Below are 14,344 nucleotides of genomic sequence, written 5' to 3'. Positions count from 1 at the left end.
CAGGAGCTGCCTCAGCTCCTGCTCATCCGATCATGCTCGCGGCAAGAGATCGGCCCTGCCGGTCTCGATAAATGGTGCCCAGTAGTCGACCGACTCGCGGATCATGGCGATGACCTCGTGGTCGACGGGCTCGCGCTCGCGGAACGACAATTCCAGGCAGATCTCGTTGTCGACGCCGCCGCCGCGACGCACTGTCTGAAGGAGCTTTTCCGGCGTGATACGGCCGTCGTTGTTGTAGGTCGCAGTGAACGGCCAATGGCCGCCCTTGTTCATCGACGACTGCTTGACGTGGATGATCGGCGATTGCCTGGGAAAGGCTTCGGCCCAGGCATAAGGGTCGGTGTCCGCCGGATTGCTCGAGGTCACGTCGCCATGGTCGATGTCGACCATCATCTTGAGCGGGACGGCCATGCCGGCCGCTTCGATCTCGCGCTGCAGTGCCCGGCAGCTTTCGATCGTATGGCCGAATTCGCGGCCGACCGACATCGGCTCCCAGAACAGGTAGGTCAAGCCGGCTGCTTTGGCATGCTCGGCGACCTCGCGCCAGCATTCCAGCGCGATGTCGAAAAGCCGCGCGCGACGTTCAGGATTGTCGTAATCCCGGTGGGTGAAGATCGCGAATTGCGTGCCCATGCCCGCGGCGCCGAGCTCGGCCGAAACTTCTGAAAAGGTCTTGAACCAGTCGACGTAGTAGCGCCGCACGTCGGCATCGGGATGGCCGAAATGATTGAGCCGGCCGTAAGGGCCGGTCATCGCGGAGGTCACGCGCACACCGGTGCGGTTGAGCGCGGAGCGGAACAGGCGGACGAATTTGGCGATCGTCGCCGCCGGCCAGCCGGGATTGACGAATTCATGGGTGAGTTGGACGTCCCTGATACCGATCTGATAGGCGATCGCGTCGATCAGGTCGTCCGGCTCCGCAAAGCGGTTGACCAGCGGATTGGTGTTGAGCGAAAGCGTAAAGGCCATCAGCCGGCCTTTGCCAGCCGGCTCGAGCACCAGTCCTCGAAGGCGGTTCTTTCCGCGGCGGACAGATGCAGGCCGTGCTTGGTGCGCCTTTCGAGAATATCGGCGGCGGTCTCGGCCCATTCATGCTCGAACAGGTAATTGGCTTCGCGCTCGAAAAAATCCTTGCCGAAGCGCCGGCCCAGTTCGGCGAGCGAGGTGGCCGCGCCGACCAGATCGCGCGTCCTTGTGCCGTAGAGCCTGCCGTAATGCTTGACCAGCGATGCCGGCATCCAGGGAAATTCATGGCCGAGGTCGCCCAGAAACTGCTCGAAATCGGCATTGGCGATATCGCCGCCCGGCAGGTGCCCTTTCGAGGTCCACGGCTTGCCCATTTTCGGAAAGAACGGGGCGATACGGTCGAGCGCGTGCTCGGCCAATTTGCGGAAGGTGGTGATCTTGCCGCCGAAGACCGAAAGCAGCGGCGCCTGCCCAGCCGGTGCGTCGAGTTCGAATATGTAATCGCGGGTCACCGCGCTCGGATTGTCGGCATTGTCGTCATAGAGCGGCCTGACGCCGGAAAACGAGTAGACGACGTCGCTTCGTGCGAGCTGGCGCTTGAAGTAGCGATTGACTGCCTTGATCAGGTAATCGATCTCGCTCGCATCGGCGGTCACGTCCTCCGGCCGCCCGTCATAGGGAATGTCAGTGGTGCCGATCAGCGCCAGATCGTTCTGATAGGGATTGATGAAGATCACCCGCTTGTCGCTGTTCTGAACGAGATAGGCCTGCCGCCCTTCCCAGAATTTTGGCACGACGATGTGGCTGCCCTTGACCAGGCGCACGTTGCGCCTGGAATTCTGGCCGGCGACGCGGTTGATGACGTCGTCGACCCAGGGTCCGGCGGCGTTGATCAGCGCCCGTGCCCGGACTGTGGTCCTGACGCCGGTTCGACCGTCGCGCATCTCGATCGACCACAGGCCGTTTTCGCGACGGGCGGCTATGCAGGCGGTGCGGGTGAATATCCTGGCTCCGCGCTCAGCGGCGTCGAGCGCGTCGATGACGACCAGGCGAGCGTCATCGACCCAGCAGTCAGAATATTCGAAGCCGCGCTTGAAGGCGTCCTTGATCGGCGCGCCTTCGGGCGCGGTGCGCAGGTCGAGCGTACGCGTGGCCGGCAGCCGCTTGCGGCCGCCAAGATGGTCGTAGAGGAACAGGCCGAGCCGGACCAGCCAGGCCGGCCGGTCATCGGGGCTGTGCGGCAGCACGAAGCGCATCGGCCAGATGATGTGCGGCGCGGATTCGAGCAGCACCTCGCGTTCGATCAGCGCCTCCCGCACCAAGCGGAACTCGTAATATTCGAGATAGCGCAAACCGCCATGAACGAGCTTTCCCGATCGCGAACTGGTGCCCTCGGCGAGATCGTCTTTTTCGCAAAGAATGACCGACAGCCCCCGGCCTGCCGCATCGCGCGCGATACCGGCGCCATTGACGCCGCCGCCGATGACGAAGAGGTCGACGATTTCGGTTTCACCGCTCATCTCGCTCTATGCCCTGTCGTCAGCATGGATTGACCGGAGGCAGACCGGCGATGAAGCGGCGCACTTCCTCGGCCGCCTGCTCGGCCGCGTAGGTCACGGTGCGTACCGACGCGCCGGCGATATGCGGCGTCAGCGTCACGTTCGGCAGTTGCAACAGCGGCCAGTCGGCAGGCACTGGCTCGACGGCGAACGTCTCCAGCATAGCACTGCCGATGTGTCCCGAGACGAGCGCCTCGTAGAGCGCATCGTAGTCGACCAGCGGTCCGCGCGCGGTATTGACGAAGATCACGCCGGGCTTCATCCGGGCGATGGCGTCCTTGCCGATCAGGCCGCGCGTCTCCTCGGTGACCCGGGAATGCAGCGTGACCACATCGGAGCGCGATAGGAGATCGTCCAGCGCAACCAGTTCGACCCCGGCATTGCGGTCCTCGGCGTTCAATTGCACATAGGGATCGCAGACCAGGATGCGGCAGCCGAAGGCGCGCAGCAGCCGTACCAGCCTGGTGCCGATATTGCCGTAGCCGATGACGCCGACGGTCATTTCGTTGAGCTCGCGGCCGGTACGGTCGGCGCGGTAGAGATCGCCGCGCCACTCGCCCTTGCGCAAGGCTTCGTGGCCGACGCGGATCAGCCGCGTTTCGGCGAGAATGGCGCCGATGGTGAACTCGGCTACGGCGCTGGCATTGCGGCCGGGCACATTGACAACGGTAATGCCGTGGGCCTTGGCGGCGGCCATGTCGATGTTGATCGGTCCGCCGCGCGAGACCGCAACCAGCTTGAGCGTGGGCAGGCGCTGCATCATGCTTTCGGAGAGCGGCGCAAGCTGGGTGACGAAGATTTCGGCGTCGCCGATGAAATCCACCACCTCGTCGGGATCGCCGAAATACTCCTTGACCTTGTCCAGACCAAGCGCGGCATTGCCGAATTGCATCGGCTCGTCGGGCCAAGCGGTCTCAATGCTGCGGATGTCGAGATTGTCGCCGCAGGCCGCCTCGATTTTCTCGCGAAACACTTCCGGAAGCATGAAGCGGTCGCCGATGATCGCAATTTTCTTGGGCATGCTCTTCTCAATTCACGTCGGTTTGCCTGGACGCGGCCATCGAGCGCCAGACCGGCCGCAGCGCCTCATGCGCCAATGTGTAGGACGGAGCCATCGCCTCATAGGCAGCGGCAAGTTTCCGATCGCTGGGTTCGGCCGTACGGAGCAAAGGCGTGACCCATTCGCTGACGCAATCGTCCATCGATGCGTATTGGCCGACGCAGACCGCAGCAATCATTGCGGCGCCCGCAGCACCGGCCTCCTCGCGTTCGCTGGTGCGAATGTCGGCTCCGACCGCAGCACCCAGGATTTTGCGCAGAGCCGGGCTCCTGGCCGCTCCGCCGGTCAGGCGGATTTCCTTGGGCAGTGGCCCCATGGCGGCGTAGCAATCGCGTGCCGCGAAAGCCAGTCCCTCGAACACCGCGCGGACCATGTCGGCATAGCCGTGCCTGGACGAAATGCCGATGAAGCCGGCCCTGGCATTGGCATCGACGAACGGCCCGCGCTCGCCGGCCTCCGAGACATAGGGCTGGTAGAGCAGCGAGCCTGGCTCGGACGACGATATCCACTGGTCGACCAGCGCGATCATCTCGCCATTGGTCCGCGTAATACCTTGCGAGGCGAGAATGCCGGAGGCGAGGCCAAGGACCCAGTCGATATTGAGCGTTGCCGCCATGTTCGACTGCATCTGCGCAAAGACGCCGGGTGCCGGCATCGTCATCGTGTAGCCGGTTGCAGCCTCGTTGAGCAGAACCTCGTCCGGCGTTTCGGCAAGCCGCATATGCATTCCGGTGGAGCCGATGATCGAGCATCCCGGCTTGCGTTCGCGATCGAACAGGCCGGCGCCGAGCGCCGTGCAGGCGACATCGACATAGGCCAGAACGACCGGTGTGCCGGCGAGCAGGCCAGTCGCATCGGCTGCTGCCACCGACAGCGAGGTGCTTTGCCTGGTGCCATCGACGATGGGCGGCAACAGATGCCGGAGATCGGTGACGCCGAGTACCTCGAGCACATCATCGCAATAGCCGCGCGTGCGGAAGTCGCCGAAGGTGAAGGTGCCCTCGGACGGGTCGGTGGCGCGGTGGCCGGTCAACTTGAAATAGAGCCAGTCCTTGCAGTGGAACGCCGTCGCTGCATTGGCAAGCATCGCGGGCATGTGGCGCTTCATGAACACGAACTGCGATCCCTGCTGGCAGGCAGCGAGCCCGCTGCCGGTCTTTTCGAAGCGCAGCCGGTCCTCCGGCCGCGCGCGGATCTCCTCGACGACCGCGGCAGCGCGCGCGTCGAGCCACAGCCAGCCCTTGGCAACCGGCTCGCCATCCTTGTCGATCAGCCAGGTACCGTCGCCCTGCCCGGTCACGGCGATGGCAATGGTCCGGCTGGCGAGATCCGGCACCTTATCGGCAAGCTCGCGCAAGGTCGTCGCGGTATCGGCCCAGGTGCGTGTCAGGTCCTGCTCGGCGCCGCCGCCCGGCAGTGTCTCGTATTTATTGGGCAGCGCGGCGGACGCGATCTGCCTGCCCGCCGTGTCGAAGGCGACGGATTTTATGACAGACGTGCCGGCGTCGATGCCGATCAGCACATCCTGCATCAAGCAAGCTCCGTGCCGTGCGAAATGGCATTGCCGCTCGCCTGATCGAAGACGTGAAGGTTTTTCGGATCGATGCTGATCTTGATCGGCGCGCCAAGCTCCAAGCGGGTTCGGTCATGTTCGACCAGGACCAGCGAACCGCCGGCGAAATCGGCGGCGATATGGGTCTGGTCGCCGAGCCATTGATTGGCCGAAACCGTCGCCGGCACACCATCCTTCGAGCGGCGGACCGCATAGGGCCTGACGCCGATGACGACGCGCTGCCGGTTGAGCAATTCGTCGCGAACCGGGCCGCTGAACGCATCCTTGTCGTAGTCGAGCGAAAGCCCGTCGGGCAGCTTGAGACTGATCTTGCCGGCAGCCGTGCCGACATAGGCCTCGAAGACATTCATCGGCGGCTCGCCAACGAAGGTGCCGGTGAACAGGTTTGCCGGCCGCTCCTTGAGCCTGTCAGGCGTATCGAACTGCTGCAGCACGCCGCCCTCCATGACGGCGATGCGGTCGGCCAGCGCATTGGCCTCGGTCTGGTCGTGGGTGACCAGGATCGCGGTCAGGCCGCGCTCCTTGATGAAATGCTTGATGCGGCCGCGCAGCACGGCGCGAAGCTGCGGCTCGAGCTGGCCCATCGGCTCGTCCAGCAGATGCAGGTCGGCCTCGCGGATCAGCGCCCGGCCGAGGCTGGCGCGCTGCTGCTGGCCACCGGAGATCGAGCTCGGATAGCGCTCGAGAATGTCCTCGATCTCAAGCAACTTGGCGATATTGGCAACCTTTGCATCGACCGCACTCTTCGCCAGCCTGGCAGCCTTGAGGGCGAAGGCCATGTTCTCGCGCACGGTCAGCGGCGGATAGAGCGAATAGCCCTCGAAGGCCATCGCGACGTTGCGCTTGACCGGAGGCAGCATGTGCACTTTGCGGCCGGCAACCGAGATGCTACCGCGCGAGACCTCTTCGAAGCCTGCGATCATGCGCAACGTCGACGTCTTGCCGCAGCCGGACGAGCCGAGCAGCGCCACGATCTCGCCCTTGGCGATTTCCATCGTCAGGTTCTTGACGGCGTGCACGCCGCGATCAATCGGGCCGTAGAACTTGTCGACGCCCGAAACGGTGATTGCGCTCGGGCTCATGCCGCTTCTCCACTGCGCAAATTGACGACGTTTTTCGAGCCGATGCGCTCGCCGCTTGTGCGATCGAACAGCAGGGCGCTTTTGCTGTCGACGGCGATGTAGACCTTGCCCTCGGATTGGCCCGGTGTCCCGGACGGACGCGAAACCAGGATTTCACGGCCGCGCACGGTGCGCACCAGCGTGACGATCTTCTCGTTGAGCGGCGTCTCGGCCTCGACCGTCACCGGGATGGCGCCGGGCGTGCGTTCATCGACAAACGCCAGCGCCTCCGGCCGCAGCCCGATCACGCAGTCGCGGCCGACCGCCGCCTCATGCGCGCCGGCAAGATGGACCTGGACGTTGGACAGGCCGACATAGATGCCCTTGGCGTCCCGCGCCGGCTTGACGTCCAGAAGGTTGATGGTCGGGTCGCCGAACAGCCGGGCAATCTCGACGTTGGCCGGCTCGCGATAGATCTGCTCGGGCGTGCCGAGCTGTTTGACGACGCCCTGCGACATCACCGCGATGCGGTCGCCGAGCGCCATCGCTTCCTTGTAGTCCTGGGTGACATAGATGACGGTCGCGCCACGATCCGCCAGCAGTCTTGGCAATTCCAGCCGCATTTCGAAGCGCAATTTGGCATCGACGTTGCGCAAGGGATCATCGAGCAGCAGCAGCGGCGGCGAGCCGACCAGGGCGCGGGCAAGCGCGGTGCGTTGCTTCTGGCCATTGGACAGCGCCCGCGGCTTGTGGCTGAGCACATGGCCGATTTTCAACAGCTTGGCGACGCTCTCGACGCCGGTCTTTATCGTGCCTTGCGATGAGTGCTTCGCCTGCAGCGGCGTCGCAATGTTATCGAACGCCGTCATATGCGGGAACAGCGCGAAGTTCTGAAATGCCATGCCGACGCCGCGGAACTCGGCGTCGAGATCGGTCATGTCCTCGCCGCCGATGAGTATCTTTCCCTCGTCGGGGTCGATGACGCCGGCCACCAGCCGCAGCAGCACGGTCTTGCCGGCGCCGGACGGCCCGAACAGGACCAGCGTTTCGCCGTCGGCGACGGTCAGCGACAGATTGTCGAGAACAGTCTGGCTTTTATAGCGCTTGACAATGTTTCGCAGTTCGAGGCTTGCCATCGGACTATCCTTTCACCGCGCCAAGCGACAGGCCTTCGACGAGATAGCGTTGCGCATAGAGCGCGAGCGCCAGCGTTGGCGTGATCGACAGCACGATCGCCGCCGAGATCTGGCCATACTGGATGCCCGAGGAGGTGATGAAGGCGAGCGCGCCGACCGTCACCGGCTGCTTGTCGGCCGAGGCGAGCACCAGCGCAAAGACGAAGTTGTTCCAGGCAAAGATGAAGGCGAGCAGACCGGCAGCGGCAATGCCTGGGCCGGCGAGCGGCAGCGCGATCTTGCGGAAGGTGGCAAACCAGGAATGTCCGGCGATGCGGTAGGCGTATTCGATGTCGGCGGGAATGTCCTCGAAATAGCCGCGCACGATCCACAGGATCAACGGCAGGCAGATCAGCTGATAGACCCAGATCAGCCCGATATAGGTGTTGGCCAGCCCGAGCTTCTGGAAATAGAGGGTGAGCGGCAGGAGCACCAGCAGCGCCGGCGCAAACCGGAACGACAGCAGCGTAAAGGCAATGTCCTCCGAGCCGCGGAATTTGTGCCGCGCAAAGGCGTAGGCCGCCGGAACGCCGAGCAGCAACGCGACGGCAACCGAGGTGACCGACAGGAAGACGGAATTCCAGAGGTTGCGCATGAAGGCGATGTCGAGCGTGCCGGCCGCCGTCATCAGCTTGCCGGTGATCAAGGCAGTGTAGTTGGCGAGCGTCGGCTCGAAGACAAGCTGCGGCGGAATCCGCAGGATTGTCTCATTGGTCTGGAACGACATCATCAGGATCCAGACGATCGGGAACATGAAGAAGATCACGACCAGCGCCAGGGCAATGCCGCGCAGGATGCGTTCGAGAAGCGAGGTGTGTTCCACGCCAGCCTCCTATGCCTGGCCGCGGGCGCGTTCGCGCAGTCGCAGCCAGTTCTTGATGAAAATGTTCGAGAGGAAATAGGTGATCGCCCACAGGATGATCATCAGTGCCGCCGAGCGGCCGACATTGGTCGACTGGAAGAAATTGAGATAGGCCTCGACCTGGAACACGGTCAGCGTGTCGCCCGGACCGCCCTGCGTCATGGCGTAGATGATGTCGAACTGCTGGATGGAATCAAGCAGGCGGAACAGGGTCGCCGTCAGGATGTAGGGGGTCAGCATCGGCAGTGTGATGCGGAAGAAGACGAAGCTGCGTGGCACGCCGTCGAGTGCTGCCGCCTCGAAGGGCTGCGTCGGCAGGCTGCGCAGACCTGCAAGCAGCAGGATCATGATGAAGGGCGTGTAGACCCAAATGTCGACGAGCACGACGGTGAGCAGCGCCGTCGACGGAGACGAGGCCCAGCGGAAATCCTGCAACCCGATCAGGCTGGCGAGATAGCTGAGCACGCCGAAACCGGGATTGGTCATCAGCTTCCACATCAGCGCGGCGAGCGCCGGCGCCGTCATCAGCGGCATCAGCAGCATGATCGAGATGAAGTTGTTCAGCGTCGAGCGCTTTTGCAGTAGCATGGCGATGCCGAGACCGAGAAGCAGTTCAAGCACAACGGTGATGCCGGCGTAGAGCAGCGAGATCTCCAGCGTGTTCCAGAACTTCGGGTCGGTGAAGAAGGAGATATAGTTGTCGCCCCAGTTGAACTGCCGCGCCCAGGGTTGGCTCAACCGGTAGCGCTGGAACGAATAGACCACCGACGTCAGGAACGGGATCAGGATGCCGATGCAGACCAGCAGAGCCGGCAGGCTGAGGAGATAGGGCAGCACCCGCTTGCTGATCCTGAAGCCCGACGGCCTGTTTCTTTGTATTGTCGCCGCAGTCATCGGCTGCTCCGTCATCCTGTTGCTTCGCCGTCCCGGCCGCCCAAGGGAGCAAGGCGGCCGGTCGGGCGAGCAGGCGGCACCTTTCGGGACCGCGTCGCAAACGTCACATCTCAAAGGCTGGCCCGCGGACGGGTCAGCCTTGGCCGCGGCTTAGCCGAGCCCGGCTTCCTTGAGCTGGCTGTTGATGCTCTCGGCCAGCTTGTCGAGGCCCTCGTCGACCGGCACTTCCTTGGCCACCATCTTCTGCAGCGTCGCCGCCCATTCGGTGGTGAGATCGAAGAACAGCGGCTGCGGGGTGAACTTGATGCTGGCGCCCGGCGCCGAGACGTCGAACATCTCGACATAACCCGGATAGCTCTTGTTCAGCTTCTCGCGGAACATCTCGTCGTTCCAGACCGACTGACGAACCGGATTGACGAAGTCCATCTTGGTCGCACCGAACAATGCATGCTCGGGTCCGGATGCCCATTGCATAAAGTACCAGGTGGCGTCCTTGTCCTTGGAGAAGTTGGACATCGACAGCGACCAGATCCAGATATTGGGCGTCGGCGCCTTGGCGGCAGGATTGGCCTTGAATGCCGAAAAGGCGAGCTTGCCGGCCATCTTGTTGTCGCCGCCATTCATGAAGTAGCCAAGGATGTCGGCGTCGTAAATCATCGCCGAAGCACCTGCACCGAGATCGGTGCCGACCTGGTACCAGGTGTAGGTCGACCAGTCCTTCGGGCCGCTCTCCTGGATCATCTGGACCCACTGCTTGTGGAAAGCCTTGGATTCGGCGGTGTTCATCGCGGCCGACAGCTTGCCGTCAGCCGAGACGTTCAGGTCCTTCTGGTCGAAATTGGCGTAGGCCGACAGGAAGCCCGGGTGGATCGTTGCCCAGGAGCGCGAGCCGCGCACGCCGATGCCGTAGACGCCACCGCCGACGTCCTTGGTGAGCTTCGCCGCCGTAGCGACCATCTCATCCATATTGCCGGGAACGCTGACGCCGACCTTGTCGAACATGCCCTTGTTGTAAGTGATGTTGTTCTGTTCGAAGCCCCACGGAATGCACCATTGCTTGGCGTCTTCCGAACCGAGCGCGCCGCCCGGCTGACCGTTCCAGGCGCAGGAATTCTTGACGCCTGGCAGGAAGTCGTCCCAGGCATATTTCGGGTTGGTCTTGGCCGGATCCTTGATCCATTCGTTGAGGTCGGTGATCCAGCCGGCCGGGCCGTAGGTCCAGGTCATGTAGGCGCCGGTCATGAAGGCATCGTATTCGGGCGAGCTGGCCGACAGCGCGGCGGTAACCTTGTCGAAATAGACGTCTTCGGGGAACACGTCATAGACGACTTCCATGCCGGTCAGCTTCTTGAAATTGTCGAGGTTGGCGATCATCGCATCGGCGTAAGGATGCTTGTTGAGCAACAGCTTGATGGTTTTGCCCTTATGCGCCTGCCAGTCGAAATCAGCCGCCAGGGCGCGGGTCTGCCCGAAATTGAGCAGTGTGCCGGCGGTGCTGGCGGCAAGGCCCATTGCACCGAGGCCCTTGATCAGCCCACGGCGGTCGACTTGTCCACGCAGGAATGCGTCGATGAGGTCTTTCTCTTTCTCATGCATTTCTCTTCTCCTCCACAGGGTAGTTTCAACGAAATGGTTGCCGGCTACCCGACCGGCGTCTGTTCCACGAGCGATCGCGCCGTCCGCTCGTCGGTTATCAAGCCTTTGAGATAACGGCCCTCCAGCACTGACTTGATGGCGCGAACCTTCACCTTGCCGCCGGCGACGGCGACAATCCTGCGGTTGCTGATGTCTTCGCGCGCCAGTGCCAGCGCCCGGTCGGAAAGCGTCGTCGCAACGGCCTTTCCGGCATCGTCGAAGAAATGGCCGAGCAGTTCGCCGACACCGCCGTTGCGGCGGATCTCCTCCATCTCGCCCTTCTCGATCATGCCGGTGGCGACAAGCGAGGCCTCACGTTCGGCGGTGCCGATGCCGGCGATGAGCAAGTCGGCGGACTTGGCAAGGTCGAAGACATCGCTGACGCCTTTCTGCCCGAGCAATACTGTTCGATCCTCGACCGTGTTGGCGAACATCGGTACGGGCATCACATAGGCCTCCGCACCAGTCCGCTCGGCGACGCGGTGGATGACGTCATGGGGGTTGGCCGAGAACTTGCGCGTCAGGCCGCCAAGCAGCGAGACGAAACGGATCCTGCCGGCCGATATGCGCGGCAGATATTCCACGCAGGCGGCAAGCGTGCGGCCGTGGCCGACGCCGATCAGCGCCTCTTCGCCGCGTTCGATCTCGCGCTTGAGAAACTGCGCGCCAGCAATGCCGAGCGCCTTGAGCGGCAGGTCTTCGGCATCGAAGTCCGGAACCACCTCGCAGTAGTCGAGGCCGTACCGGCCGGACAACTCATCCTCAAGCTCCACGCATTCTGAGACTTCGCCGTCGATGTAGACTTTGACCAGGCCTTCCTGATTGGCCTTGGTGATCAGGCGATGCGCCTTGAGACTGGTCAGGCCAAGCCGTTTGGCGACCTCCGACTGGGTCAGGCCGCCGGCATAGTGAAGCCAGGCGGCACGGGCTGCCATGCCGGTCTCATCGTCGCGCAGCAGGCCGTTGCCAAAACCAACCATTTCCGCCCTTTGATATTTTTATCAGTTGCTGCAAAATTTTTCACAAGGCGTCGCCCGAGTCAAGCAACCGCTGCGTTTAAATCTCCGGCCAGGAGCTTGCCGGCCGGGGCCGAATAGGGCCGCGCTAACCAACGGGCAAGAAATAACACCGACCGCGCGCCATTTAAAACGTTTGCAATTTCGCTTGAAGTGATTACAAACGTTTCAAAACTTCGTTCGGGAGGAACGATGCCGGCCCGCGTTACCACCCTCAAGGAACTTGCTGCGCAGCTCGGCCTGTCGATTACCACCGTTTCGCGCGCCCTTGCCGGTCACGAGCAAATTGCCTTGAAAACGCGCCAACGTGTCGCCGAGGCTGCGCATCAGGCCGGCTATGTGCCGAACACCGCAGCCCGCACGCTGGTCTCCGGCCGCAGCGGCTTTGTCGGCATGGTGCTTCCGATCCGCGGCCCCAATCTGGTCGATTCCTTCCTCGGCGAATTCGTCACCGGGCTCGGCGAAGGGTTGGTTTCGCACGGCTCCGACCTGATCCTGGCCGCAGCGGCGCAGGGCCAGTCGGAACTTTCCGTGCTTCGCCATGTCGTCGAATCCGGACGCGCCGATGGGGTCGTCGTCACCCGCATCGCCGAGGTCGACGAGCGGCTTGCCTATCTGCGTCACCGCAATTTCCCGTTCGTCGCGCATGGCCGGCTGCTCGACGGCGACTTTGCCTACCATTGGCTCGATACCGATGGCGCGCACGCATTCGGCGAGGCCTTCGACATGCTCTACGATCTCGGACACCGCCATTTCGGCCTGGTGACGATTTCCGAGCCGATGACATTTCGCCATCTCAGACAGGACGGGCTCGCCGCCGCGATCGCCCGCCGGGGCGATCCGTCCGTCAGGCTCGATGTGGCGACGGCGCCGCGTTTCGATCGCGGTGCCCGCATCCAGGCAATCAACCGGCTTTTGCACGCCACCGAGCGGCCGACGGCGATTGTCGCGCTGTTCGACGAGCTGGCGCTGACTGTGATGGAAGAGGCGGGGCGCGCCGGACTTGCCATTCCTCGCGACCTTTCGGTGATCGGCTTCGACAACATAGCCGCCTCCGCCTATGCGCCGCCGGGGCTGACCACTTTCGACGCCTCGATCCGCCGGTGCGCGCGCGAGATCGGCGAGATGCTGCTGACCGTCATCGGCGACAGGCCGGACGCGCCACTGACGCGGCTGGTCCGGCCGACACTTGTCTCGCGGGCAAGCCATGGCCCGGCACCCACAGGACGGAACTGACGCCTTAGCGGCGCACAACCAGGGAGGAAGACGACGATGAATGCGTTGAGGACATTGGCAGGTGCGGTGCTGGCGTTGTCGCTTGCTGCCGGCGCAGCACAAGCCCAGCAGGTGTTGTTCTGGTCGACACAGGCGCGACCAGTGGAAGAGACACAGAAGATGCGCAGCGAAGTGCTGAAGGGGTTTGACGGCCAGGTCGACTATCAGGTCGCCGAGGACGGGCCCTGGCTCACCCGCCTTCAGGCCGAACTGCAGGCCGGCTCCGGCACCATAGGCGTGCTCGGCGGCCTGCACGGAGACTTCTCCACCGTCGGCGCGAACCTTGTCGATCTCTCTGGCGTCGATCTCGGTGGCGTCAAGGTCAACGAGACCTACAAGAAGCTCGGCATGCTCGGCACCGGCGAGCAGAAGTACCTGCCATGGATGCAGGCCACCTTTCTGATGGCGGCCAACAAACAGGCGCTGCAATATCTGCCGGCCGGCACCGATCTCAACACCATCACTTATGACCAACTGATCGAGTGGGCGAAAAACATCGCTGAAAAGACCGGTTCGCCCAAATTCGGTTTTCCGGCCGGCCCGAAAGGGCTGAAGCACCGTTTCTTCGAGGGTTTTCTCCTTCCATCGTATACCGGCTCGATGGTGACGAAATTCCGCTCGGCGGAGGCCGAGACGGCGTGGAATAAGTTCAAGGAATTGTGGCAATACACCAACCCGAATTCGACCAACTATGCCTTCATGCAGGAGCCGCTGCTGACCGGCGAAGTCTGGGTGGCATTCGATCACGTGGCGCGCCTCGCCGACGCCTTCAACCAGAAACCCGACGAGTTTGTCGCCTTCCCGGCGCCGGCTGGCCCGGCAGGCCGCGGCTACATGCCGGTGGTGGCCGGTGTCGCTATCCCGAAGACCTCGCCTGACATGGACAAGGCCAAGGCGCTGGTCGCCTATATGCTGAAACCGGAAACCCAGATCGCGACGGTGAAGGCGACAAACTTCTTCCCCATCGTCGACGTCAAGCTGCCCGACGACATGCCGGCCTCGGTGAAGGCCTTCAGCCCAGTGATCGCCACCATGACCGGAGCTCCCGATGCGTTGCCGGCGCTGCTGCCGATGGGACTTGGCGGCCTCGGCGGCAAGTTCAACCAGGTCTACACCGACAGCTTCGAGCGCATCGTGCTCGGCGGCGACGATGTGCACGGCGTGCTCGACGAACAGGCGACGGCGCTGAAGGCGATCATCGATCAGGCGAAGGCGCCATGCTGGGCGCCCGACAAGCCCTCGCAAGGCGCCTGCCCGGTCGATTAAGA

12 protein-coding genes are annotated in these 14,344 nt (G+C 63.3%); 2 read left to right on the top strand and 10 right to left on the bottom strand.

The window, feature by feature from the left end; all coding sequences use genetic code 11:
• Positions 1 to 30: 30 nt before the first annotated feature.
• The 10 genes from NKJ32_RS16410 to NKJ32_RS16365 all read right to left on the bottom strand — a co-directional run bounded on the left by NKJ32_RS16410 (position 31) and on the right by NKJ32_RS16365 (position 11,765).
• Positions 31 to 969, bottom strand: coding sequence for a sugar phosphate isomerase/epimerase family protein (locus tag NKJ32_RS16410; RefSeq protein ID WP_023676019.1), 939 nt, complete (start codon positions 967 to 969; stop codon positions 31 to 33).
• A complete protein-coding gene (locus NKJ32_RS16405) occupies positions 969 to 2,486 on the bottom strand; it encodes a glycerol-3-phosphate dehydrogenase (protein ID WP_023676020.1) in 1,518 nt (505 codons plus the stop codon). The genes NKJ32_RS16410 and NKJ32_RS16405 overlap by 1 nt, the downstream gene beginning before the upstream one ends.
• 19 nt (positions 2,487 to 2,505) lie before the next feature.
• Positions 2,506 to 3,546, bottom strand: coding sequence for a 2-hydroxyacid dehydrogenase (locus tag NKJ32_RS16400; RefSeq protein WP_023676021.1), 1,041 nt, complete (start codon positions 3,544 to 3,546; stop codon positions 2,506 to 2,508).
• A gap of 7 nt (positions 3,547 to 3,553) precedes the next feature.
• Entirely contained in the window at positions 3,554 to 5,116 is a 1,563-nt protein-coding gene (locus NKJ32_RS16395) for an FGGY-family carbohydrate kinase (RefSeq protein ID WP_023676022.1), read from the bottom strand.
• The gene (locus NKJ32_RS16390) at positions 5,116 to 6,240 is read right to left on the bottom strand and encodes an ABC transporter ATP-binding protein (RefSeq protein WP_023676023.1); all 1,125 of its coding nucleotides are present in this window, start codon (positions 6,238 to 6,240) and stop codon (positions 5,116 to 5,118) included. Before NKJ32_RS16390 ends, NKJ32_RS16395 begins: the two co-directional genes overlap by 1 nt.
• Positions 6,237 to 7,355 (bottom strand): ABC transporter ATP-binding protein, encoded by a 1,119-nt coding sequence (locus NKJ32_RS16385; protein ID WP_023676024.1) that lies wholly within the window; start codon positions 7,353 to 7,355, stop codon positions 6,237 to 6,239. Before NKJ32_RS16385 ends, NKJ32_RS16390 begins: the two co-directional genes overlap by 4 nt.
• 4 nt (positions 7,356 to 7,359) lie before the next feature.
• On the bottom strand, positions 7,360 to 8,217 hold the full coding sequence (locus NKJ32_RS16380; protein WP_023676025.1) for a carbohydrate ABC transporter permease: 858 nt from the start codon (positions 8,215 to 8,217) through the stop codon (positions 7,360 to 7,362).
• Positions 8,218 to 8,226: 9 nt separating this feature from the next.
• Positions 8,227 to 9,150 (bottom strand): carbohydrate ABC transporter permease, encoded by a 924-nt coding sequence (locus tag NKJ32_RS16375; protein WP_352452414.1) that lies wholly within the window; start codon positions 9,148 to 9,150, stop codon positions 8,227 to 8,229.
• A 150-nt stretch (positions 9,151 to 9,300) separates the two neighbouring features.
• Positions 9,301 to 10,746, bottom strand: a complete 1,446-nt coding sequence (locus tag NKJ32_RS16370; RefSeq protein WP_352472259.1) for an ABC transporter substrate-binding protein — start codon at positions 10,744 to 10,746, stop codon at positions 9,301 to 9,303.
• Positions 10,747 to 10,790: 44 nt separating this feature from the next.
• Complete coding sequence (locus NKJ32_RS16365; protein ID WP_023676028.1) at positions 10,791 to 11,765, bottom strand: sugar-binding transcriptional regulator; 975 nt, start codon at positions 11,763 to 11,765, stop codon at positions 10,791 to 10,793.
• Positions 11,766 to 11,993: 228 nt separating this feature from the next.
• On the opposite strand from NKJ32_RS16365, the gene NKJ32_RS16360 reads away from it, so the two are divergent.
• Both NKJ32_RS16360 and NKJ32_RS16355 read left to right on the top strand, forming a co-directional pair.
• Complete coding sequence (locus NKJ32_RS16360) at positions 11,994 to 13,037, top strand: LacI family DNA-binding transcriptional regulator (protein WP_352569335.1); 1,044 nt, start codon at positions 11,994 to 11,996, stop codon at positions 13,035 to 13,037.
• Between the two features lie 36 nt (positions 13,038 to 13,073).
• Positions 13,074 to 14,342, top strand: a complete 1,269-nt coding sequence (locus NKJ32_RS16355; RefSeq protein ID WP_352455244.1) for an ABC transporter substrate-binding protein — start codon at positions 13,074 to 13,076, stop codon at positions 14,340 to 14,342.
• The last annotated feature ends 2 nt before the right edge of the window (positions 14,343 to 14,344 follow it).

The organism is Mesorhizobium sp. M0159, from assembly GCF_040322295.1.
In the GTDB taxonomy this organism is placed as follows: Bacteria; Pseudomonadota; Alphaproteobacteria; order Rhizobiales; family Rhizobiaceae; genus Mesorhizobium.
Note: the sequence above shows the minus strand (reverse complement) of the source record. Positions and strands in the feature narration are given on the sequence as shown.